Here is a 21513-nt window from a genome sequence, read left to right as displayed (position 1 = left end):
TTAAGATGGGTGCATATCTGCTCCGCCGACTACTGCTCATCATCCCCACCCTGTGGGCGATTATCACCATTAACTTTTTTATTGTGCAGATCGCGCCCGGCGGTCCGGTCGATCAGGCGATTGCGGCGATTGAGTTCGGCGACCGCGGCGGCTTGCCCGGCGCCGGAGACGGCGGCATGGCCGCCAGTCATGCGCGTACCGGGGTCAGCAACATCAGCGATGGGCACTATCGCGGCGGGCGCGGGCTGGACCCGGAGGTGATTGCAGAGATAACCCACCGCTACGGCTTTGATAAGCCTCTGCACGAGCGCTATTTTAAAATGCTCGGAGATTACCTGCGCTTTGATTTTGGCGATAGCCTGTTTCGTAGCTCATCGGTACTACAGCTGATTAAAGACAGCCTGCCGGTCTCTATCACCCTGGGTTTATGGAGTACGCTCATTATCTATCTGGTGTCGATTCCGCTGGGGATCCGTAAAGCGGTCAGCAACGGCAGCCATTTTGACGTCTGGAGCAGTACGCTGATTATTATCGGCTATGCAATCCCGGCATTCCTGTTCGCCATTTTGCTGATCGTTATCTTTGCTGGCGGCAGCTATTTCGATCTCTTTCCGCTGCGCGGGCTGGTGTCAGCCAACTTCGACAGCCTGCCCTGGTACCAAAAAATCCTCGACTATCTCTGGCATATCACCCTACCAGTGCTGGCAACGGTGATCGGCGGTTTTGCCGCCCTCACTATGCTGACCAAAAACAGCTTTCTTGATGAAATCCGCAAGCAGTACGTGGTTACCGCCCGCGCCAAGGGGGTCAGCGAAAAGCAGATCCTCTGGGGACACGTATTTCGCAACGCCATGCTGCTGGTAATCGCCGGTTTCCCGGCCACCTTTATCAGTATGTTTTTTACCGGCTCGCTGCTGATTGAAGTGATGTTCTCGCTAAACGGACTGGGGCTACTGGGCTATGAGGCCACCGTATCTCGCGATTACCCGGTCATGTTCGGCACGCTGTATATTTTTACCCTGATTGGCCTGCTGCTGAATATCATCAGCGATATCAGCTATACGCTGGTCGATCCGCGTATCGATTTTGAGGGCCGCTAATGTCATTTTTTAGTCCCGTCAACCAGGCGCGCTGGGCGCGTTTTCGCCACAACCGCCGCGGCTACTGGTCGCTATGGATCTTTTTAGCGCTTTTCGCCTGTAGCCTGTGCGCTGAGCTGATTGCTAACGATAAGCCGCTGCTCGTCCAGTACCGGGGCAGCCTCTACGTCCCGCTCCTGAAAAACTACAGCGAGACCACTTTCGGCGGCAGCTTTGCCACCGCCGCCGACTATCAGGACCCGTGGCTGCAAAAGCGGCTGGACGATAACGGCTGGGCCCTGTGGGCGCCGGTTCGGTTCGGCGCGACGACCATAAATTTCGCCACCGACGCGCCCTTCCCTTCGCCGCCGTCAGCCCAGAACTGGCTGGGCACCGATGCCAACGGTGGAGACGTGCTGGCGCGAATTCTCTACGGTACGCGCATTTCCATTCTCTTTGGTCTGCTGCTGACCTTCTTCTCCAGCGTGCTGGGGGTGATGGCCGGCGCCGTTCAGGGGTATTACGGTGGAAAAATTGACCTCTGGGGACAGCGGTTTATCGAAGTATGGTCGGGAATGCCGACGCTGTTTCTGATTATCCTGCTCTCAAGCGTTGTGCAGGCCAACTTCTGGTGGCTGCTGGCCATTACCGTGCTGTTCGGCTGGATGACGCTGGTCGGCGTCGTCCGTGCCGAGTTCCTGCGCACCCGTAACTATGATTATATCCGCGCCGCGCAGGCGCTTGGCGTCAGCGATCGCGCGATTATTCTACGCCATATGCTGCCTAACGCCATGGTCGCCACCCTGACCTTTCTGCCGTTCATTCTGTGTAGTTCAATAACCACCCTGACCTCGCTCGATTTTCTCGGCTTTGGCCTGCCGCTGGGCTCCCCTTCGCTGGGTGAGCTGCTGTTGCAGGGTAAAAACAACCTTCAGGCGCCCTGGTTGGGCATCGCCGCCTTTCTATCGGTGGCGGTGCTGCTGACGTTATTGATTTTTATTGGTGAGGCGGTTCGCGATGCCTTTGATCCAAGCAAGGCGGTGTAGCATGACGCAACCTCTGTTAGATATCGATAATCTCTCCATCGCCTTTCGTCAGCAGGGAGAAACCACTTCGGTCGTCAGCGAACTGTCGCTGCAGATTGCCGTCGGCGAGACCCTTGCGCTGGTCGGCGAGTCCGGCTCCGGTAAGAGCGTGACCGCGCTATCGGTGCTGCGGCTGCTCCCGTCGCCGCCGGTCAGCTATCCCACCGGCGATATCCGCTTTCACGGTCAGTCGCTACTGCATGCCGATGAACGCACCCTGCGCGGCGTGCGCGGTAACCGCATCGCGATGATCTTCCAGGAACCGATGGTTTCGCTTAATCCGCTGCATACCCTGGAAAAACAGCTGTACGAAGTGCTCTCCTTGCATCGCGGGATGCGTAAAGAAGCGGCGCGCGGAGAAATCCTCGACTGCCTGGAGCGCGTCGGGATCCGCAATGCGCCCCGGCGGCTGGCTGACTATCCGCATCAGCTCTCCGGCGGCGAGCGCCAGCGGGTGATGATCGCCATGGCGCTATTGACCCGCCCGGAGCTGCTTATCGCCGACGAACCCACAACCGCGCTGGACGTCTCGGTGCAGGCGCAAATCCTCACGCTGCTGCGCGAGCTGAAGCAAGAGTTAAATATGGGGCTGCTGTTTATCACCCATAATCTGAGCATCGTTCGTCAGCTCGCCGATCGCGTCGCGGTGATGCAGAATGGCCGCTGCGTTGAACAAAACGGCTGCCAGGCGCTGTTCTCCGCACCCGAACACCCTTATACCCGCCGCCTGCTGGACAGCGAGCCGTCGGGCGATCCCGTCCCGCTCGCGCCCGATGCGCCGGTATTACTGCGGGCGGAAAACTTGAGTATCGCCTTTCCGATACGTAAAGGTCTGCTGCGACGGGTTGTCGATCATAACCGCGTCGTTAATGCCGTCAGCTTTCATTTGCGCGCGGGAGAAACGCTGGGGCTGGTCGGCGAGTCAGGATCGGGCAAAAGCACCACCGGGCTGGCGCTTCTGCGTCTGATTCATTCCGCTGGCGCGATCGCCTTTGACGGTGAGGCGCTTCAGGGACGCAACCGTCGGCAGATGCTGCCGCTACGTCGCCGCATGCAGGTGGTGTTTCAGGACCCTAACTCATCGCTAAACCCGCGGCTCAACGTGCTGCAAATTATTGAAGAGGGACTGCGCGTTCATCAGCCGACGCTTACGCCCGCCGAACGGGAACAGGCGGTGATTCAGGTGATGCAGGAGGTAGGGCTCGATCCGCAATCCCGGCATCGCTACCCTGCCGCCTTCTCCGGCGGCCAGCGTCAGCGCATCGCTATCGCCAGGGCGCTGGTCGTCAAACCACAGCTTATTGTGTTGGATGAGCCAACCTCATCGCTGGATAAAACCGTGCAGGCGCAAATCCTCACTCTGCTGAAGGCGTTGCAGCAAAAGCATCAGCTGGCCTATATTTTTATCAGCCATGATTTACGCGTCGTGCGGGCGCTGTGTCATCAGGTAATGGTGCTGCGGCAGGGAGAAGTCGTCGAGCAGGGTGAGTGCGAGCGCGTATTTACCGCTCCGCAGCAGGAGTATACCCGTCAGCTGCTGGCGTTGAGCTGACGGTCAGAAGGGGTTGTTGCCGGAGAAGGGTTCTGCAATCGCCACGCCGAAATTTTTCAGGCGACAGGTTGCGGCAAATTCGTCCTGACGGTTAACAAACAGGCACGGTTCCCCTTCGCATTCAACGACAGAGCTATCGACCTCGATGTCGCTAAGCGCCTGGCTGAGCTTATGCATGACCGGCCACGCGCTTTCGCCATCGGGGCTGAGTAATTTCAACGCCACGAGGCTATTTTCGCTCTGGGCGCCGTTTTGCGGAATCGGTTCAACTCTTGAACCTGCAAAACCGGCCAGCCAGCGATAGCTCTGCGGCAGACGGTGTACGATAGAGAGTTGCAGTGTATTCACGTGTTTACCCCGGAAGCAAAATACTTCACAATAATTTTACATCAATACTAACACATTATTGACAACTAGTCCTGATCCTGCACAGAAAACGCTTACACCAGTGGCATAGCCGTGTTATTGGTTTGTAATGTAAAAGTTTATAATTGTGCAGGTGGAACATCTTCGGGCTATATGTACCCGTTTCTGTGATCTAAAACAACTTTTTTATCGCAATCATGCGACTTTTAGAGCGATTTGATTTTACATAAAATAAACAAATTACTGAACTGAGAAGCCGGATTCGGTTGACATGCATCAAAAAAAGGGGCGATATCGCCCCCTGAAAGTCGCTTAGCGCGCGGCTTTGCGCCGTCGGCTGGCGTAGAGATAAAAGAGGATGGAGCTGCTGGCGCAGAAGGCGATCGAAATCAGCATTGGCCAGGCGGTGGTAAACGTTGCCATCGATAGCAGCGCGCCGACAATGGCGCCAATGCCGAAACGGAAAGTGCCTGCCAGCGAGGAAGCCGTCCCGGCCATATGCGGAAACTCATCGAGAATCACCGCCATCGCGTTGGAAGAGACCATCGAAACGCAGCCGATGAAAGCCGCTACGCCAAACACCAGCGCCCAAAAACCCACGTCAAACAGCGCGCATACCACCATCCATACCGCCATGGCAAACTGGATCCACAGCCCGGCGCGGAACATATTTAGCGCCCCAACCCGCCGCACAAACCGGCTGTTGATCATAGTCATGACAAACAGGAACACGACGTTCAGCGCAAAATAGTAGCCAAAGTGCTGCGGCGAAACGTGGTTAATATTGATATACACAAACGGGCCGGCGCTCAGAAACGAGAACATCCCGGCGAAGCTAAAGCCGCTTGCCAGCATATAGCTAAGCACTCGCTTATGGCGAAACAGGGTCGCGAAGTTACCTAACGTAGTACGAATGTGAAACTTCTGCCGGCGTTCCGGCGGCAGGGTCTCGCTAATAAAGAACGCGATCATCGCCGAGGCTAAGAGTGCAGCAAGCGCGAGGATCCAGAATATCGCATGCCAGCTAAACCACACCAGCACAGCGCCGCCGACCATCGGCGCCACCAGCGGCGCGACGGTCGTCACCAGCATGACGAACGACATCATCCGCGAAAACTCTTCTTTGGGATAGATATCGCGCATCAGGGCGTTAATCACCACGCTCGCCGCTGCGGCCGCCAGACCGTGGAAAAAGCGCATGGTAATCAACATATCGATAGTCTGCGACAGCGCGCAGGCCACCGCCGCCGCGGCAAAAACCAGCGTACCGCCAAGAATAACCGGCTTACGCCCTAAGCTGTCCGCCATCGGGCCATACAACAGCTGGCCGAGGGCAAAGCCCAGAATATAGGTGCTCAGCGTCATCTGCGCGCTGCCGTCCGGCACGTTAAACTGCGCCGCGATCACCGGCAGCGCCGGAAGATACATATCAATCGACAGCGGCATTAACATCGCCAGCAGCCCTAGAATAAACACAATCCCTAACGAAGAATTCTGCTTTGCCGTCACGTTTTACTCCGCGCATGTTGGCCGCCGACGCTGGCAATTTCAGCTTCTGTCAGCGGACGATATTCACCGGGCGCCAGCGCCGCATCAAGCGCAATGTCGCCAATACGTTCGCGATGCAGGCCCACCACATGGTTACCCACCGCAGCAAACATTCGCTTAACCTGATGATAGCGCCCTTCGCTAATGGTCAGGCGGACCTCGGTCGGGGTCACGACTTCCAGCACCGCCGGTTTGGTCAGCTCTTTCTCATTATGCAGCTGAACGCCTTTGGCAAACTGCTCGGCGGTCGTCTCGTCAACCGGGTTTTCCAGCGTCACCAGATAGGTTTTTTCACAATGATGGCGAGGAGAAGTAATGCGGTGGGACCACTGGCCGTCGTCGGTCATCAGCACCAGCCCGGTCGTGTCGATATCCAGGCGACCCGCGGCATGCAGCTTGTGCGCCACCGGCACGTCGAGGAAATAAAGGACCGTTGGATGATCCGGATCGTCGGTGGAACACACGTAACCCTGCGGCTTGTTGAGCATAAAGTAGCGCGGGCCAGTCTGCTGAACCAGCGTATTGCCGTCATACTCGACGTCATGCTCCGGCAGAAGCTTGAAGGAGGAGTCTTTTACAATGTCGCCGTCCACGGTAACGCGGCTGCCGCGGATTTCACGCCCGGCAATAGCCCGGCTAACGCCAAGTTGCTGAGCGATAAACTTATCAAGTCGCATGAGATTTTTTAGCCTGTAAGAGTGCTGGAGCGGGCAACGCGCCCGAAAAAGAAGAATTTCATAGGTAGTATAACGAGCTATTAACACCACTCAAGGGAAAAGATTCGTGGCATACTATTCGCGAGTTAATTAACCGCTATAAATTCATGACCTTTACACTACGTCCCTACCAAAAAGAAGCGGTCGACGCCACGCTCGCTTGGTTTCGCCGCCACCATGAACCCGCCGCGATTGTCCTGCCGACCGGCGCAGGTAAAAGCCTGGTCATCGCCGAACTGGCGCGCCTGGCGCGCGGTCGGGTACTGGTGCTGGCGCACGTTAAAGAGCTGGTGGCACAGAACCACGCCAAGTATTGCGCGCTCGGTCTGGAGGCGGATATTTTCGCCGCGGGCCTTAAGCGCAAAGAGAGCCACGGTAAAGTGGTCTTTGGCAGCGTGCAGTCGGTCGCCCGCAACCTTGACCAGTTTCAGGGCGAGTTTTCGCTGCTGATCGTCGACGAGTGCCACCGCATCAGCGACGATGATGACAGCCAGTACCAGCAGATCATCAGCCACCTTCAGCAGGTCAATCCGCATCTGCGTCTGCTGGGGCTGACCGCCACGCCTTTTCGCCTCGGCAAGGGATGGATTTACCAATTCCACTACCACGGCATGGTGCGCGGCGATGAAAAAGCGCTGTTTCGCGACTGCATCTACGAGCTGCCGCTGCGCTATATGATTAAGAACGGCTATTTGACGCCGCCGGAGCGGCTGGATATGCCGGTGGTTCAGTATGACTTCAGCCGTCTCCAGGCGCAAAGCAATGGCTTGTTCAGCGAGTCCGACCTGAACCATGAGCTGAAAAAACAGCAGCGCGTCACGCCGCATATCGTTAGCCAAATCGTCGAGTTCGCCCACACGCGCAAAGGAGTGATGATTTTCGCCGCCACCGTTGAACACGCCCGCGAAGTGACCGGGTTACTTCCGCAGGGCGAAGCGGCTTTAATCACCGGTGAAACGCCGGGTCCAGAGCGCGATCGCATCATTGAAGCGTTTAAAGCCCAGCAGTATCGCTATCTGGTCAACGTCGCGGTGCTGACCACCGGATTTGATGCGCCGCATGTCGATCTGATCGCCATCCTGCGCCCGACCGAGTCGGTGAGTCTTTACCAACAGATCGTCGGCCGCGGCCTGCGCCTGGCGCCGGGTAAAACCGACTGCCTGATCCTTGATTACGCCGGGAATCCGCACGATCTCTATGCCCCGGAAGTGGGGACGCCGAAAGGAAAAAGCGACAACGTGCCGGTCCAGGTGTTTTGCCCGGCATGCGGTTTCGCCAATACTTTCTGGGGGAAAACCACCGCCGACGGCACGCTGATTGAACACTTTGGCCGCCGCTGCCAGGGCTGGTTTGAAGATGACGAAGGCCATCGCGAGCAGTGTGATTTTCGCTTTCGCTTCAAAAACTGCCCGCAGTGTAACGCGGAAAACGATATCGCCGCCCGCCGCTGCCGCGAGTGCGATACCATTCTGGTCGACCCCGATGACATGCTGAAAGCCGCGCTGAAGCTAAAAGACGCGCTGGTGCTGCGCTGTAGCGGAATGGATCTGCAGCACGGCGCGGATGATAAAGGCAACTGGCTGAAAATCACCTATTACGACGAAGATGGCGCGGAGGTCAGCGAGCGCTTCCGCCTGCATACCCCCGCCCAGCGCACCGCCTTTGAGCAGCTCTTTATCCGCCCACACACCCGAACGCCGGGCGTGCCGCTGCGCTGGATAACGCCCGCCGATATCCTCGCCCAGCAGGCGCTGCTGCGCCATCCGGACTTTGTCGTGGCGCGCATGAAGGGGCAATACTGGCAGGTGCGGGAGAAAGTATTTGATTATCAGGGCCGATTCCGCCGGGCCAATGAACTGCGTTAATCCTCCGTACGCCTGAGGTTTTGGTTGCCGCAAAAACGTATGGCGGCTATAATGCCGCCCGCTTTTGCATTCGCAAAGCAGATAATCTGCCTGCTGCTGGGTCGCCTGTAGCAGGATTTATATATAGAGAGACATCAATGTTTACTATCAATGCAGAATTACGTAAAGAGCAGGGTAAGGGTGCGAGCCGCCGCCTGCGTGCAGCTAACAAATTCCCGGCCATCATCTATGGCGGCGAAGCTGCGCCAGTAGCAATCGAACTGGATCACGACAAAGTGTGGAACATGCAGAACAACGCTGAGTTCTACAACGAAGTTCTGACCCTCGTTGTTGATGGCAAAGAAGAGAAAGTTAAAGCTCAGGCTGTTCAGCGTCACCCGTTCAAGCCGAAGCTGACTCACATCGACTTCGTTCGCGCTTAATCGCCGACTGAAAGTTGTATGGCAAACGCCCCGCTCCGCAAGGTTCGGGGCGTTTTGTTTATCGGGCTAACAACGTTGCCGCATTCAGTGCCAGATGCTGCAGCAGCATAATCGTTTTCGCATCGACGATTTCCCCTTCACCAATAGCCTGTAGCGCTTTTTCCAGCGGCCACTCCAGCACCTCGATATCTTCCCCTTCCGTCGCCAGACCGCCACCGTCGCCGCGCCGATCGTCGGCAGAGTATTCGGCGATGAAAAAGTAAAGCTTCTCCGTCACCGAACCGGGGCTCATGTAAGCGGTGAATACCGGCTCAATCCGCGTGACGCGAAAACCGGTCTCCTCTTCGGCTTCGGCAACGATGCGCGCCTCCGGAGAAGCGTTATCCAGCAGTCCGGCTGCGGCTTCGATCAAAAAGCCATCATGACCGTTAATCCACACCGGAAAGCGAAACTGGCGAACCAGCACTACCGTTTGCTTTTCACGATTGTAGAGCAGGATCACCGCGCCGTTGCCGCGGTCGTAAGCTTCCCGACTCAGCTCCTGCCAGCGCCCGTCCCGGCGTAATAATTCGAAGGTATATTTCTTGAGTGTGTACCAGTTGTCCGATAATAGCGTTTCGCGAATATGGCGAACGCGCGGTGCATCATCGTGCATGTTTTTCCCCTTTTAGGTGACAGAGAGCAACATAACATGCATAATCGTGCACAAACAAGATCACTCATGAAGGTATTTTGATGCTTGCCAGCCAGAGAAAACAGCAGATTTTGCAGATCCTCGCCGAGGAAAAACAGGTAATGTCAGGGGATCTCAGCCAGCGCTTTAGCGTCTCAGAAGACTCCATTCGCCGGGATCTGCGGGAGCTGGCCGCGGAAGGCAAACTGCAGCGCGTCCACGGCGGCGCGCTGCCGGTTTCCGAAGCCATCGCGCCCATTGAAACAAGAAAGAGCGTGCAAATCGCCTCAAAGCAGACCATTGCCCAGCGCGCGGTAGAGCTCATTCAACCCGGCCAGGTAGTGATTATCGACGGCGGCACCACCACCGGAGAGATGGTACGTCTGCTACCGGCTACCCTCGCGTGTACAGTTGTCACCCATAGCCCGGGGATCGCCGTCGCGCTGGTGGATAAACCGTTGATCGAGGTGATTTTGATTGGCGGCCGGTTGTTTAAACATTCGGTGGTCAGCGTCGGGTCCGCCGCCCTGGAAAGTATCTCCCGCATCAATGCCGATCTGTTTTTTATGGGCGTCACCGGCGTTCACCCGCGGGCGGGATTCACCACCGGCGATTATGAAGAAGCGGGAATCAAGCGCGCGCTGGCGACGCGGGCTGCCGAAACGGTGGTGATGGCGTCACAAGAGAAGCTGAACTCCGCGTCGGCCTTTGCTATCGGCGAGCTGGGTCTGGTCAGTACGCTGATCGTGGATACGACATTAGATGAGGCGCTGCGCCAGCAGTTAGCCATCGATGGCGTAGAGATCGTCTGCGCCGGATAGCTCAGGCCTAAGGCTAAAAAAATCCCGACTCGGCGTCGGGATTTCGCGTTTTAATTTCCGCCGGAGGTGCGGCGCTGCAGCTGATCGCGCAGGTTAGGCGGCGTGCCTTTAATGGTTAGGGTATCCGTGGCCGGATCCCAGAACACCCGCTCGCCCAGCAGCATCGCGTCAAAGTTGATGGTTAACCCGCCGCCGCTGCCGGCAAACTTGGTTAATTGACGCAAAGTGCTGCGATCCGCCGGGAAACTCTCTTCCAGCTCGTAGCCCTGTTCCGCGGTAAATTCCTGAAACGTCTTCTCGCTGACGCCCGCCAGCTCTTTTGATAGCGACTCCAGCTCGATTTCCTCACCGGCCTGCAGCTGTTCGTTGCAGTAGCTGTATACCTGCTGGCGCACGTTTTGACGCTCAGATTTATCCAGCTGCGCATCGGCGGCGAAATCATCCAGCGCCTGCAGCAGGCCGCGGTTCTGCGCTTTCGCGTTCAGCCCTTCGCTAGCGCCGAGGAAGTCCATAAAGAAATCCGCCACCTTGCGCCCTACCCGGCCTTTCAGGAAGGTCAGGTAGCGCGTTGACTCCGGGTTGGTTTCCCACTCGGTTAAATCAATACGGGCGACGATATCCGCGTGATTGATATCCAGATAATGGGTGGAGCTGATATCCAACTCTTCATTAACACGCATGCTGCTTAAGTTGTTCAGCACCGCCACCATCAGATATTCCACCGCCAGATAGCGATACTGGCAAAACAGCACGATTCCGCCTTCAGCAAAGGGATATTTTGCCAGTTCGTCGCGCAGGCGACCGGTAGCGGCGCGGCTAAATGGCAGGAACGCTTCTTCGCCCTTACGCTGCCCGCGCAGCGCCTGCGCCAGCTCGCTCTCTTCATTAAACAGGCCGTAGGCTTTATTTTTCGCGCTGTAGACACGATGCAGTTCGGCCATCATCTCCACCACCGTCGCCGTCGGCTCCAGCAGTGACTCGCGCAGCACCAGCTCCAGATTTTGTTCATCACGTTTGATTAACTGATGCAGGGCAATCTGGTCGATATCCAGACTCATGTTAAACTCTCCTTTTAGACCGGGCGGTATTCAACCACCGGCGGGGCGACGACGCAACCGCCGCGTGACTCTTTGCGAGCGAAGCCGCGCGCTTTTGCGTCGCGGCGAAAAAATGCGGAAAAAAAGCTGCTGCTACGGTAATATGTTGCCCTTTCACGAACAAACAGATTTTGAGTTTATGCCGCAATTATCCCGCTATAGCGATGAACACGTCGAACAGCTGCTCAGCGAGCTGACGAGCGTTCTGGAAACACATAAAGCGCCCGTTGACCTGTCACTGATGGTACTGGGCAATATGGTGACTAACCTGATCAATAGTAGCGTCGCGCCGGCGCAGCGTCAGGCCATCGCCCGTTCTTTTGCCCAGGCGCTGCAGTCATCTATCAACGACGATCCGGCGCACTAAGGATAACGAACAACAGTATATGGTGACTCTTCGTCAGCCCTACCGAGAAAAAGTCTCCCAGATGGTCAGTTGGGGGCACTGGTTCGCCCTTTTCAACATGTTGTTGGCTATGGTGCTCGGCAGTCGCTATCTGTTTGTCGCCGACTGGCCAACGACGCTTGCCGGACGCCTCTTTTCGTACGTCAGTCTCGTTGGTCACTTCAGCTTCCTGGTCTTTACCAGCTACGTGCTGATTCTTTTCCCGCTGACTTTTATCGTCGTCTCTCAGCGCTTAATGCGCTTTATCTCGGTTGTTCTGGCGACCGTGGGCATGACGCTGCTGCTGATCGATAGTGAAGTTTTCACCCGTTTTCACCTGCATCTTAATCCCTTTGTCTGGGAACTGGTGATTAACCCTGACCAGAACGAGATGGCGCGCGACTGGCAGCTGATGTTTATCAGCGTGCCGATCATTTTCCTGCTGGAGATGCTGTTTGCGACCTGGAGCTGGCAGAAGCTGCGCAGCCTGACGCGTCGCCGCCACTATGCGCGTCCCGTTGCCTGGTTCTTCTTTATTTCTTTTATCAGTAGCCACCTGGTCTATATCTGGGCGGACGCCAATTTCTATCGCCCAATAACCATGCAGCGGGCCAACCTGCCGCTTTCCTATCCGATGACGGCGCGCCGTTTCCTCGAAAAACACGGTCTGCTCGACGCGCAGGACTACCAGCGCCGCCTGGTGGAACAAGGCGCGCCGGAAGCCGTCTCGGTGCAATACCCGCTGAGCGATCTGCGTTATCGCGATCTCGGTACCGGCTATAATGTGCTGCTGATTACCGTTGATAATCTTAATTATTCACGCTTTGAGAAAAACATGCCGGCGCTGGCCGGGTTCGCGAAAGAGAACGTTAACTTTACCCAGCATATGAGCTCCGGCAACACCGCTGACAGCGGCATGTTTGGCCTGTTCTACGGTATTTCGCCGAGCTATATGGACGGCGTCCTCTCAGCGCGTATTCCCGCAGCGCTGATTACTTCGCTGAACCAACAGGGCTACCAGCTGGGCCTGTTCTCGTCCGACGGTTTTAGCAGCCCGCTCTACCGCCAGGCGCTGCTGTCCGATTTTTCACTGCCAGCCGCGAAAGCGCAAAGCGATGAGCAGACGGCTAACCAGTGGATTAACTGGCTGGACCGCTACGCCCAGGATGAAAACCGCTGGTTCTCATGGGTTTCGCTCAACGGCACCACCCTTGACGACGGTCAGCAGCAAAACTTTGTCCGTCGCTACAGCAGCGCTGCCGGTGCGGTCGATACGCAAATTGGTCGCGTGCTGAACGCGCTGCGCGAAGCGGGCAAGCTCGACAACACGGTGGTGATCGTGACGGCGGGCCGCGGAATGCCGCTGAACCCGCAGCATGAGCAGTTTGGCTGGTCGCGTGAGCAGCTGCAGGTTCCCTTAGTGATCCATTGGCCAGGTACGCCGGCTCAGGAAATCGCGACACTGACGGATAACAAAGACGTGATGACGACGCTGATGCAGCGTTTGCTCCACGTTTCGACCCCGGCAAACGAGTATTCGCAAGGCGAAGATCTGTTTAGCGCCGCCCGTCGCCGTGCCTGGGTCACCGCAGCGAATAGCGATACGTTGGCCATTACCACGCCGAAGGTCACCGTCGTGCTTAATCACAACGGTACTTACCGAACATGGAACAGCGACGGCGAGAAAATTAACGATCAAAAACCGCAGCTCAGCCTGTTGCTGCAGGTGCTGACCGATGAAAAACGCTTTATCGCTAACTGATTGATTATTTATAAATCAATCAGTCATTTCCCGGCTTGCATTCGCTTGGGGAACGGGTAATATTGTTCCCCACGAATCGGCACGTAGCGCAGCCTGGTAGCGCACCGTCATGGGGTGTCGGGGGTCGGAGGTTCAAATCCTCTCGTGCCGACCAAAAATCCCATTTAAACCAGCCTTTTAAGGCTGGTTTTTTTATGCCTGTTTTTCAAGCGGGGAGCTTCTGGGGTGAAAATGGGGAGAAACCCTGACAAAATTACATGACTGGGCAATCATCAAACTCCCCTAATCGCGCATCATTGATTATGTACGTAATCACACCGAAGACAGGTGGTGGACAATTATCCTCTTGGCTCGGCAGTCGCTCTTTTCTACCTGATGTCAGGTCCTCAAGATGAGGTTTTGGAGCCAGCCGGTAGCGCTTGACTCTGAATTCCCCATCAATTGCACATACAAGCAGAGTACCATCACATGGCTTAAGTGAAGCATCAATGACCAGAAGAGCCCCTTGTAAAATACCCGCACGATAACAGGTGTTTGCCGCCCGCATAAAATACGTTGCAGCTGGATGCTTAATGAATTTTTCGTCAAGCGAAATACGCATTTCTTCATAATCTGCTGCTGGAGATGGAAAGCCCACGGTTTTACTCCTCTTTCTTGACACTGTACATAATCACAGTATATATACTGTATATAAACACAGTAAAGAGGATCGAAAAAATGTTTGTTGAACTCGTATATGACAAGCGCAATGTTGAAGGTTTGGCTAATGCTCGTTCTATCATTCTCAATGAGTTAACAAAGCGGGTGCACAGAATTTTTCCTGATGCAGAAGTTAAGGTAAAACCTATGCAGGCAAATGCTCTTAACTCAGACGCCAGCAAACATGATAAAGAACGGCTAAACCGCATGCTTGAGGAGATGTTTGAAGAAGCAGATCTATGGCTGGTAAAAGAATGATCAGTTGCAACAGCGCCATACTTTCAGGGGTAAGGATCTACTTCCCCGAGGAGAGGAAGTTACCACTCCCTGATTTCGAGTTACGGTCCTTCGCTATTATAAAAGTTCGAGAAGATGGCTATATGCTTCTTGAATCAACGAAAAGTGGCTGGTTTCCAGCCACAACAATAATTTATAAGGACTATGGTCCTGCCATATCTCATGCAGTAGAGTTAAGCAGCGATATCTGGGGTTGGGCTGATTCGTTCATGACTTCTCAGGTACGCCACTTTCTGATGGGAAATATTTATATACAGTCTTCTCACTGATCCCTATCACATCCGCGACCTGCTGCCGGGTAGCCCCTTTCTCCAACATGTGTCGGCAACGATCCACAACTTCTGTGGTCATTATCCGGCGGCGGCCACCGATGCGCCCCTGCTCCCTGGCCGCTGCTAAACCGGCGCGGGTACGCTCGACGATCAGCTCTCTTTCCATTTCCGCCAGAGCGCTCATTACGTGGAAGAAAAAACGGCCTGCTGGCGTGCTGGTATCGATGCTGTCAGTCAGACTTCGGAAATTAACCCCGCGCGCCTGCAGCTCCGATACCAGAGTGATCAAGTCACGCACGCTTCGCCCCAGCCGATCCAGTTTCCAGACCACCAGCACATCACCCGGTCGCAGCCGCCGCAGCGCACGCTTTAACCCTGGTCGTCTGGCATTCTTTCCGCTGGCCGTATCTTCGAAAACCTGTTCACATTCTGCGCGTAACAGCGCGTTTTTCTGTAAATCGAGGTTTTGATCCCCCGTTGATACCCTCGCATAACCAATCAGCATGATGTAACCCTTTGAAATAGCTGATTGTAAAAAGCTCCGGTCTTTCGCTCAAACCCTCGTTTGCGCGAACGCCTTTTTTGGAGCAAAAAACATGGCCTTTAACCCGGAGCTGGGGAGCACGTCTCCCGCAGTGCTGCTCGATAACGCCGAGCGCCTGGATAAGCTGGTGAATGGTGATGCGCCGACCGAACCGGATCGCGCTGGCGTTGATCTGGATACCTGGCGCGGAATGATGGCGAAAAATGATGAAGTCCGGCAAAACATCATCCCGCTGAGTCGCCAGTACATGACGCTGGCAGCGGCGCAGGCTGATATTGCGAATATTCCGGCGGGCTCCACAACCTATGTGCGCAGCCAGGACGGCAGCGCGCTGGCTGATGAGTACCTGAGTGATGGTGCGACGCTGACGGCAACCGGCCGCAGGATGCCCTCTCAGGGCTCTGTCGATGCACTTATCCAGTTTATCGATAAATTTATTGCCACCGGCACCGTCAGCGGTGACTTCTTCCCCTTCTTTGTTGATGGGGCCGGAAACGTGCCTGTGTACTGGGATAATGGTTTTGCGGCTTCCCGTATTGCCACATCGTTGTATCAGATGATCTATGAGGATGTTCATGCGCGGCTTGGGGATGCGCTGAATGCACAAGTGACAGGGGTTTCCCCAGGCTTTTTTCCGTTATTCATGGACAGCGCGGGAAATGTACCGGTGTACTGGAATGGCGGGCTGGATGCGTCGGCGGTAGCGACGGGGTTGCTGGAAAAAATATGGGCTTATATCAATGGTATCATCGCCAGCGCGCTTAACCAGAATGTCCCTCTGATTTCCCCTGGCTTTGTACCGGGGATGATGGATGCCGCCGGGAACGTCCCGTTCTGGTTCCATGATGGAAAGCTTGATGCCAGTGGGATCGGGCCGAACATTCGCGGGGATATGGACAACTGGTTTCAGGGGCGGATGTACACCGCCGCTTATAACATTCCTCTGCATACCGACGGACGCACACTGTGGCGATGGAAAGCGAAGAAAGCGCAGCTTAAAGCGGGTCTTTCTGTCCGCCCCCACTTCATGCTGACGGGGGACAGCTGGACGCAGAATAACGAACTGGCGACCGCTATTGCGAGCCTTTTACACGCTGATTACGGTGATGCAGGTCTGGGCTGGCGAACCGTCAACTATGGTGCTGCGCGGGACGGTTCGAATATTTACCGCTCCGCTGGCTGGGATTTATACGATTCGTCCCCTACGAGCGGGGCGCCGCTTTATGGCTGCGGTATTGATGGCCAGTCCATCAATACTACGTTGGCAACGGCCTATTTTAATGTGACTAACGTGCGCTGTACTGACTGCCGTATTTACTACCAGGACCTGAACGGTAAGTTTCAGTACGGCTACGACGTTGGCGGGGTCACTCAGTGGACTGAGGTTGTCTGCGGGAATACCGGCGCGACAAAATCGGTGTTGCTGACAGGCATGGCCGACGAGGCCAGGACGATTTACGTCAAAACTGATGGCAATACCGGGCGTGTGGCCATCCACGGTTTTTACCTCTGGCGCGCCGGTGTGGCTGGTTGCGTGATGAGTAAGGCGGGTAACTCCGGGATTCTTGCGGACCAGTTTCTGCTGTTCTCCGACAAAATCTCTGAGTACCTCAGCACGATGCAGCCGGACGTCATTTGTATCGTCATCGGCAACAATGATTACCGAAATTCTGACGGGACGCAGGTATTTAAAACCGCATTACAGACGTACATCGCCGCCTGCCGCGCGGTGTTACCAGATGTTGGTTTTATCCTGATGGCACCACCCCGCACGAACGGAACGGCGGTAACGCCGCTCGTTAATTTCCGTGACGTGATGCACGATCTCTCGCAGACGCTGAATGTCGAGTTCTTCAGCATCTATGACCTGTTTGACACCTGGACTGAAATGAACAGCCTGGGCTGTTTCCTCGATAATCTTCATCCGAATGCTACAGGCAGTAATCTGGTCGCATCATCACTTAATAACGCACTGATTAAAGGCTAATTTATTATGAACACTGTTTATATCCCAAAACTCGGTGATGTCGTGATCCCCGGAACACATCCGAAAAAAGGTCATTTCATGCAGCCAGACCTTCCTGTAACAGCGGGGCTTAAAGGATTGTACATTCAGGGAGGAACAGCAGACCTCAGCATGAGGAATCGCGCCGACAATTCCGCCCCGCTGACAAAAATCGGAACCCCGACAATCCTCTCCGAATTTGGGGCGATCTGTAGTTTTGGAAACTGTTTTGATACCGGGAAGGTCTCAACCAAAAACCAGACGCATATCGTGATCTGTAAGCCGGTAAAGCCGACAGCGGCAACCGAAACGCAGCAGGCATTCATGATGGGGAACTACAGCTATTCCGGCGCACCGGCAGTCTACCGCGGCGACGGGCTTGCATTTCTGTTTTCCGGGCAAAGCCTTTACGGAGCGTTTGTTGAGGATAACGGTGCTACGCCGTTGAACATGATCAACTATTACAGCGCAGCGTACGACAGCGCCAGATGGGCCGCGTTTGTTGAGCTGGTTGATGGTGATAATAATGTGGCGAGGATTGCAGCCCGGCAGGGAGGCGCCCTGAACTGGCAGAACTCCAAAACCCTGACCAGCCGCACAGCTTATACCGACCGTACGATCCGCATCGGGTCGCATCATGCGCCAGGTGCTTATCCAGCAGGGGCAAATATCACGATGGGGATGGAATTGATTTTTGAAACAGCGCTGACTCAGGCTCAGGTCGCATCAGTCCTCGATAGTGTAAGCGCCTACCTCAGCGCAGCATGGGGAATTACTGATTTAGGTTAATACAGTAATGGCAGAAACTCGCGGCTGCTGGGTAAATTGACAGCCGCCTGTTATTTTTTATTTTGTTCTTAGCAAAGAAATCAGAGCAGACAGAGTGGTGAACTCCTCATCACTGGTGTAATTCTCAGGAACAACCAGGCGATACATGGCGCGAGGCGTTGTATACGGCGTGGTCATTATCAGCAGGTCGCCACCGTTGATTTTCTCATTACGCAGACGCAGCAGGCGACGGTAAGATGACGCCGTGAGTGCTGAATATTTCCACTGTCCGTTAACGTTACGCGCCATCACTGGCCACGCTTTATTCTGGTAAGGATCCGCAGTGTTATTGCCGATCTCTACAGAGAAAAACAGACGAGTCTCACCTCTGGTGTATGCGGCTGACAGCGCCGCACCGGTCTGAATATCACTGAATTGCTGTATATCCACAATGGTTTCGTGCTGCCACTGACCATCACTGAAGGTTGAAAAAACGACATTAAACCCACCAAACGTCCCGCCATCCACCCCCTGTGCCCGGTGACGGTACAGTGCCCCGATGAAGTTCTCCCCGTCCATGCAGAGCTTGGCTGCCTGCACGCCGCCAGTGATATTGATGTTGGCGGTATCGCTGTTTTCGACAAAAAACTCTCCCGGCTCCAGTTCCCTGATGTGAAAGTTAAACCCGGCGGTTGTATCCTGGGGCATGGGCAGCGTTTCCCCGGAAATGCTGTGCAGCTGCCCGGATTGTTTATCGTAACGGGCATACGATGGCAGGTGTCTCAGGGTACCCGCGCCGAGCGGCCCCCACTCCCACAGAATATGCACATAATCGCGGGTCGCGATAAGGTCGTCAGGATAGAAGGTGCGCTCAAACTCATAGCCGAGCTGCGCCACCCTTCGCCACATACGCTCTGTCAGCGAGAATTTATACAGTTGCCCTGACTGTGTAACGTTGGTGATCGGGAAGTCGCGGACCATCGCATAAACATCGCCGTTGTTATCCTGGGCCAGCACCGGGTAAGAGTTCCCCCATGTGGTATCCGGCAGCAGGTTAAACTGCGCCATCGTGCTGACATCAAACGGGCGCGCCGATCGGAATACCCGCCACATATCGATATGCATCGATGTGAATACCCAGATGTGACCCAGCCCGTCAACTGCCACAGATGGCTGGTTATGTCCGGTGTCGTTGGCATAGATGGCGTCAGTGCCATCAGAAAGTTTGCAATACCCGAGTCTGAATGAGCCGTCGGCGTTACGCAGCGCAACCTTGACTTTATGCGTCCCGACATCGCTGCCCGTCGCCGCCGTCTCAGTCACGATATAGGCGAACACTTCCCGCCCGAACTTCACCGCCAGCGGCTTCCACCAGGCCGACTGCATGGTGGTTTCGATCTCGTCCGGGAAGGCTCCAATGGTGACATTATTCATACATCACCGCTCCCATGTCTGCTGCGTAGCCATTCATGAAGTCAGCCATCTGCATCAGCTCGTCATCAGTAAGCAAACGAGGAAACGACGCAGCTGCATAAATCGTTGGTGCCGCTATTGCGCCTCCGGTGGGTTGTGCTGACGACCCGCCAATGCGAGTTCGGCCAGTAGTAGTCGACAGCTGATAAGTTGTGTCTTTCGCCAGAGCCTTCATGATGCCATTATAAATCACACCCCAACGGGTGCCGGTGCTGTCGCCGCTGATAAACAGCGTTAAAGCTCCGTCAGGCTCATTGTCGAGAACAAGCTGTTTCCCTGCAATGCCGCTGGCTGCTCCTGCCCATACCGGGATGAAGTTTTTTGACGGGAATCCCGACCCGGAGACACCGCTCCCTCTTTCAATAAGCAGGGCTTTGAGGTTTTCCGGGTTATCAAAGCCAATACCCGCAAATCGTCCACCTTTGTTAATTGTCCCTGTAACCATCAGCGTGCGGGGAACCTGCTGCGTCACATCCACGTCAAAATAAGCCAGCGCGGTACCATCCGCTTTAAATCCTGGCTGGTTTGCAGACCACGGACCGTTCAGCGTGACCTGGCTCAGAGTGTTGCCGTAGCGCCGGAGGCGAAAAGCCGTTTCCAGCGACGGATTACCTGCCATGATGAGCGAGGTATACGGCATGACTGGTGCCACAACCGTATCCACAGTTTCCGGCGTGTTCAGGATCATGGAATTGTCTTTCAGATAGATGCTCATAATGTCTCCCTCAGAAAACGCGAATACCGCGTGCGGCCATCGCCTGTTTGCGGCGTTCGTAGAGCGCCTGAAGTTCAGCCGGGCTGAGAGCAATGTCGTAAATCACGCTCTCAGCAACCGCCAGTGGGTTGGTTTTGTAGTTGGTGTTATCGGAGAATGCGTTACCCACCGCGAGGGGGAGTGTGGATAATGGCCGGATTTTATTGTCCGGCTCGCGAATATCCAGCGGCGCCTGGCCGCCGATAAATATGCTTCTCGTGCAACTGGCCCCGGTATCAGACAGCCTTTCGGTCAGGGCAATAAAAACCCAGTCCCCGATGGCGGCGGGAATATACCAGCCCTGGGTATCCAGGCCCTTCTCGACACAAACAACTTTCAGCGCATCGCCGGTTTTTGTTTCGCTGGTTATGACAAAACGCCCACCGCCGATACTGAGTGCATAGTCAGAGTTATTGAAGACGGAAACGCCCTTCACGCCGTCATACCGTACGACTGCGCAGCGGGTATATTCCAGTGAGTCAGGTACATCTGAAACCAGTGCACCGCCCCACGCGGGGATCTCAACGTAATTTTTAGACCAGGCATGTGTGACGTTCTGCGGGGAGAGCGTGTGGTTGCCGTTCCTGCCTGTCAGGGCAGCATCTCCGGTGCCGAAAATCCAGTGTTCAAGAGCATCGGATTCGACGTTTTCAGCCGCACTGAGGGTGGAAAACGGAATTTTTTTAGCGAAGCCATGCTGGCCGACCAGCAGCAACTCCCCGCCGGGTAACTGGCTCATCTCAATGCCTCCGGCACGTAACAGATTCTGGCGGATATCAATAATCTCGTTCTTCAGCGCTTCCTGGCTGAGCTGGATTGATTTCCAGTAAAGGCCGCTTTCTCGCAGCAGGTGCCAGGAGAAACCGTGCGCTCCCCCGAGCGTCAGCACCGGAGTATCGCTGTCGGCAGCGCTGATGTTATCGATGTATTTATTCACCGCTTTTTCAGCAAATGACACCCCGGCGCTGGCCCATGCAGAACCATCCCATAACCACGTATCCCCGGTGGAAACGACAATCCCTACGGCGTGCGCCTGTTGCGGCGTATAAGCCAGTAAATCTGCTTCAGTTTCAAAACCCAGAATGCCGCCACTCTGTGCGAGTACAGCAAGCGCATCGAGAAACTTTTGCTGTAACCCCGCCCAGGAATCCCGCTCAATATCACTGCGGTCATTCCAGGTCAGGTCGCTGCTGTTCATAGCCTTATCCAGATTCTGAACGTTCAGCAGAAATACCGGCGGCGAAGTTGTTCCCAAGGGCGGGTTAAGTTCGGCCATGTTTTTTGCTCCAAAAAAGGCGTTCGCACAAACGAGGGTTTGTGCGAAAAGAGT

21 protein-coding genes and 1 tRNA gene are annotated in these 21513 nt (G+C 55.3%); 12 read left to right on the top strand and 10 right to left on the bottom strand.

Going from position 1 to position 21513, the window contains the following annotated elements; genetic code table 11:
• Positions 1-5 precede the first annotated feature (5 nt).
• From EGY08_RS24565 to yejF, 3 genes are read left to right on the top strand one after another with little or no spacing between them, the layout of a single operon-like run.
• Positions 6-1100: a microcin C ABC transporter permease YejB gene (locus EGY08_RS24565; RefSeq protein WP_004122930.1), complete on the top strand. Its 1095-nt coding sequence runs from the start codon at positions 6-8 to the stop codon at positions 1098-1100.
• Positions 1100-2125, top strand: a complete 1026-nt coding sequence (locus tag EGY08_RS24560; protein ID WP_004132447.1) for an ABC transporter permease — start codon at positions 1100-1102, stop codon at positions 2123-2125. Before EGY08_RS24565 ends, EGY08_RS24560 begins: the two co-directional genes overlap by 1 nt.
• A 1-nt stretch (position 2126) precedes the next feature.
• Positions 2127-3716, top strand: coding sequence for a microcin C ABC transporter ATP-binding protein YejF (gene yejF / locus EGY08_RS24555; RefSeq protein ID WP_032741910.1), 1590 nt, complete (start codon positions 2127-2129; stop codon positions 3714-3716).
• A 3-nt stretch (positions 3717-3719) separates the two neighbouring features.
• Here the strand turns inward: yejF and EGY08_RS24550 are convergent, their stop codons facing one another.
• The 3 genes from EGY08_RS24550 to rsuA form a co-directional block, all read right to left on the bottom strand.
• A complete protein-coding gene (locus tag EGY08_RS24550; protein ID WP_004122937.1) occupies positions 3720-4064 on the bottom strand; it encodes a YejG family protein in 345 nt (114 codons plus the stop codon).
• A 330-nt stretch (positions 4065-4394) separates the two neighbouring features.
• Entirely contained in the window at positions 4395-5591 is a 1197-nt protein-coding gene (locus tag EGY08_RS24545) for a Bcr/CflA family multidrug efflux MFS transporter (RefSeq protein ID WP_004122939.1), read from the bottom strand.
• Positions 5588-6307: a 16S rRNA pseudouridine(516) synthase RsuA gene (rsuA, locus tag EGY08_RS24540; RefSeq protein WP_087829141.1), complete on the bottom strand. Its 720-nt coding sequence runs from the start codon at positions 6305-6307 to the stop codon at positions 5588-5590. Before rsuA ends, EGY08_RS24545 begins: the two co-directional genes overlap by 4 nt.
• 146 nt (positions 6308-6453) lie before the next feature.
• Here rsuA and EGY08_RS24535 point away from each other — a divergent pair, with 146 nt between their 5' ends.
• Together EGY08_RS24535 and rplY are read left to right on the top strand one after the other, a co-directional pair.
• Entirely contained in the window at positions 6454-8211 is a 1758-nt protein-coding gene (locus EGY08_RS24535; RefSeq protein WP_049112169.1) for a DEAD/DEAH box helicase, read from the top strand.
• A 137-nt stretch (positions 8212-8348) separates the two neighbouring features.
• Positions 8349-8633, top strand: coding sequence for a 50S ribosomal protein L25 (gene rplY / locus EGY08_RS24530; RefSeq protein WP_004122948.1), 285 nt, complete (start codon positions 8349-8351; stop codon positions 8631-8633).
• A 58-nt stretch (positions 8634-8691) separates the two neighbouring features.
• Here rplY and EGY08_RS24525 read toward each other — a convergent pair whose 3' ends face one another.
• The gene (locus EGY08_RS24525) at positions 8692-9288 is read right to left on the bottom strand and encodes an NUDIX domain-containing protein (protein WP_004122950.1); all 597 of its coding nucleotides are present in this window, start codon (positions 9286-9288) and stop codon (positions 8692-8694) included.
• An 80-nt stretch (positions 9289-9368) separates the two neighbouring features.
• On the opposite strand from EGY08_RS24525, the gene EGY08_RS24520 reads away from it, so the two are divergent.
• Positions 9369-10127, top strand: coding sequence for a DeoR/GlpR family DNA-binding transcription regulator (locus EGY08_RS24520; protein WP_004122952.1), 759 nt, complete (start codon positions 9369-9371; stop codon positions 10125-10127).
• A gap of 50 nt (positions 10128-10177) precedes the next feature.
• Here the strand turns inward: EGY08_RS24520 and yejK are convergent, their stop codons facing one another.
• Positions 10178-11185 (bottom strand): nucleoid-associated protein YejK, encoded by a 1008-nt coding sequence (yejK, locus tag EGY08_RS24515; protein WP_004122954.1) that lies wholly within the window; start codon positions 11183-11185, stop codon positions 10178-10180.
• A gap of 178 nt (positions 11186-11363) precedes the next feature.
• On the opposite strand from yejK, the gene EGY08_RS24510 reads away from it, so the two are divergent.
• The 3 genes from EGY08_RS24510 (at position 11364) to EGY08_RS24500 (ending at position 13525) form a co-directional block, all read left to right on the top strand.
• Entirely contained in the window at positions 11364-11591 is a 228-nt protein-coding gene (locus EGY08_RS24510) for a YejL family protein (RefSeq protein ID WP_004133900.1), read from the top strand.
• Between the two features lie 19 nt (positions 11592-11610).
• Positions 11611-13371 carry an LPS biosynthesis-modulating metalloenzyme YejM gene (gene yejM, locus EGY08_RS24505; protein WP_004122956.1) on the top strand — a complete coding sequence of 587 codons (1761 nt, stop codon included), beginning with the start codon at positions 11611-11613 and terminating at the stop codon, positions 13369-13371.
• A gap of 77 nt (positions 13372-13448) precedes the next feature.
• Positions 13449-13525 (top strand) — tRNA-Pro (locus EGY08_RS24500).
• A gap of 99 nt (positions 13526-13624) precedes the next feature.
• On the opposite strand, the gene EGY08_RS24495 is transcribed toward EGY08_RS24500, so the two are convergent.
• Positions 13625-14008, bottom strand: coding sequence for a S24 family peptidase (locus EGY08_RS24495; protein WP_123829068.1), 384 nt, complete (start codon positions 14006-14008; stop codon positions 13625-13627).
• 80 nt (positions 14009-14088) lie between these two features.
• On the opposite strand from EGY08_RS24495, the gene EGY08_RS24490 reads away from it, so the two are divergent.
• On the top strand, positions 14089-14328 hold the full coding sequence (locus EGY08_RS24490) for a DinI family protein (protein ID WP_015370245.1): 240 nt from the start codon (positions 14089-14091) through the stop codon (positions 14326-14328).
• A gap of 246 nt (positions 14329-14574) precedes the next feature.
• Here EGY08_RS24490 and EGY08_RS24485 read toward each other — a convergent pair whose 3' ends face one another.
• Positions 14575-15144, bottom strand: a complete 570-nt coding sequence (locus tag EGY08_RS24485; protein ID WP_123829067.1) for a recombinase family protein — start codon at positions 15142-15144, stop codon at positions 14575-14577.
• Positions 15145-15235: 91 nt separating this feature from the next.
• Here EGY08_RS24485 and EGY08_RS24480 point away from each other — a divergent pair, with 91 nt between their 5' ends.
• Together EGY08_RS24480 and EGY08_RS24475 are read left to right on the top strand one after the other, a co-directional pair.
• Positions 15236-17170, top strand: a complete 1935-nt coding sequence (locus EGY08_RS24480) for an SGNH/GDSL hydrolase family protein (RefSeq protein WP_123829066.1) — start codon at positions 15236-15238, stop codon at positions 17168-17170.
• A 6-nt stretch (positions 17171-17176) separates the two neighbouring features.
• On the top strand, positions 17177-17977 hold the full coding sequence (locus EGY08_RS24475) for a hypothetical protein (RefSeq protein ID WP_117095884.1): 801 nt from the start codon (positions 17177-17179) through the stop codon (positions 17975-17977).
• Positions 17978-18034: 57 nt separating this feature from the next.
• Here EGY08_RS24475 and EGY08_RS24470 read toward each other — a convergent pair whose 3' ends face one another.
• The 3 genes from EGY08_RS24470 to EGY08_RS24460 are packed head-to-tail and all read right to left on the bottom strand — an operon-like array spanning position 18035 to position 21459.
• Positions 18035-19390, bottom strand: a complete 1356-nt coding sequence (locus tag EGY08_RS24470; RefSeq protein ID WP_123829065.1) for a BNR-4 repeat-containing protein — start codon at positions 19388-19390, stop codon at positions 18035-18037.
• Positions 19383-20144: a hypothetical protein gene (locus EGY08_RS24465; protein ID WP_123829064.1), complete on the bottom strand. Its 762-nt coding sequence runs from the start codon at positions 20142-20144 to the stop codon at positions 19383-19385. The genes EGY08_RS24470 and EGY08_RS24465 overlap by 8 nt, the downstream gene beginning before the upstream one ends.
• A gap of 10 nt (positions 20145-20154) precedes the next feature.
• Positions 20155-21459, bottom strand: a complete 1305-nt coding sequence (locus tag EGY08_RS24460; RefSeq protein WP_123829063.1) for a hypothetical protein — start codon at positions 21457-21459, stop codon at positions 20155-20157.
• Positions 21460-21513 lie beyond the last annotated feature (54 nt).

It is taken from the genome of Klebsiella sp. FDAARGOS_511, from assembly GCF_003812845.1.
Taxonomy (GTDB): domain Bacteria; phylum Pseudomonadota; class Gammaproteobacteria; order Enterobacterales; family Enterobacteriaceae; genus Klebsiella; species Klebsiella grimontii.
The sequence above is the reverse complement of the archived record's forward strand: the minus strand, read 5'-3'. Positions and strand labels throughout refer to the sequence as shown.

Bases quoted from the DNA above. Each gene is read 5' to 3' on its own strand.
- yejF (WP_032741910.1), top strand. From the start codon at position 2,127: ATGACGCAACCTCTGTTAGATATCGATAATCTCTCCATCGCCTTTCGT.
- EGY08_RS24535 (WP_049112169.1), top strand. From the start codon at position 6,454: ATGACCTTTACACTACGTCCCTACCAAAAAGAAGCGGTCGACGCCACG.
- EGY08_RS24525 (WP_004122950.1), bottom strand. From the start codon at position 9,288: ATGCACGATGATGCACCGCGCGTTCGCCATATTCGCGAAACGCTATTA.
- EGY08_RS24475 (WP_117095884.1), top strand. From the start codon at position 17,177: ATGAACACTGTTTATATCCCAAAACTCGGTGATGTCGTGATCCCCGGA.
- EGY08_RS24510 (WP_004133900.1), top strand. From the start codon at position 11,364: ATGCCGCAATTATCCCGCTATAGCGATGAACACGTCGAACAGCTGCTC.
- EGY08_RS24480 (WP_123829066.1), top strand. From the start codon at position 15,236: ATGGCCTTTAACCCGGAGCTGGGGAGCACGTCTCCCGCAGTGCTGCTC.
- rplY (WP_004122948.1), top strand. From the start codon at position 8,349: ATGTTTACTATCAATGCAGAATTACGTAAAGAGCAGGGTAAGGGTGCG.
- EGY08_RS24565 (WP_004122930.1), top strand. From the start codon at position 6: ATGGGTGCATATCTGCTCCGCCGACTACTGCTCATCATCCCCACCCTG.
- EGY08_RS24560 (WP_004132447.1), top strand. From the start codon at position 1,100: ATGTCATTTTTTAGTCCCGTCAACCAGGCGCGCTGGGCGCGTTTTCGC.
- EGY08_RS24490 (WP_015370245.1), top strand. From the start codon at position 14,089: ATGTTTGTTGAACTCGTATATGACAAGCGCAATGTTGAAGGTTTGGCT.
- EGY08_RS24485 (WP_123829067.1), bottom strand. From the start codon at position 15,144: ATGCTGATTGGTTATGCGAGGGTATCAACGGGGGATCAAAACCTCGAT.
- EGY08_RS24520 (WP_004122952.1), top strand. From the start codon at position 9,369: ATGCTTGCCAGCCAGAGAAAACAGCAGATTTTGCAGATCCTCGCCGAG.
- rsuA (WP_087829141.1), bottom strand. From the start codon at position 6,307: ATGCGACTTGATAAGTTTATCGCTCAGCAACTTGGCGTTAGCCGGGCT.
- EGY08_RS24470 (WP_123829065.1), bottom strand. From the start codon at position 19,390: ATGAATAATGTCACCATTGGAGCCTTCCCGGACGAGATCGAAACCACC.
- yejK (WP_004122954.1), bottom strand. From the start codon at position 11,185: ATGAGTCTGGATATCGACCAGATTGCCCTGCATCAGTTAATCAAACGT.
- EGY08_RS24465 (WP_123829064.1), bottom strand. From the start codon at position 20,144: ATGAGCATCTATCTGAAAGACAATTCCATGATCCTGAACACGCCGGAA.
- yejM (WP_004122956.1), top strand. From the start codon at position 11,611: ATGGTGACTCTTCGTCAGCCCTACCGAGAAAAAGTCTCCCAGATGGTC.
- EGY08_RS24460 (WP_123829063.1), bottom strand. From the start codon at position 21,459: ATGGCCGAACTTAACCCGCCCTTGGGAACAACTTCGCCGCCGGTATTT.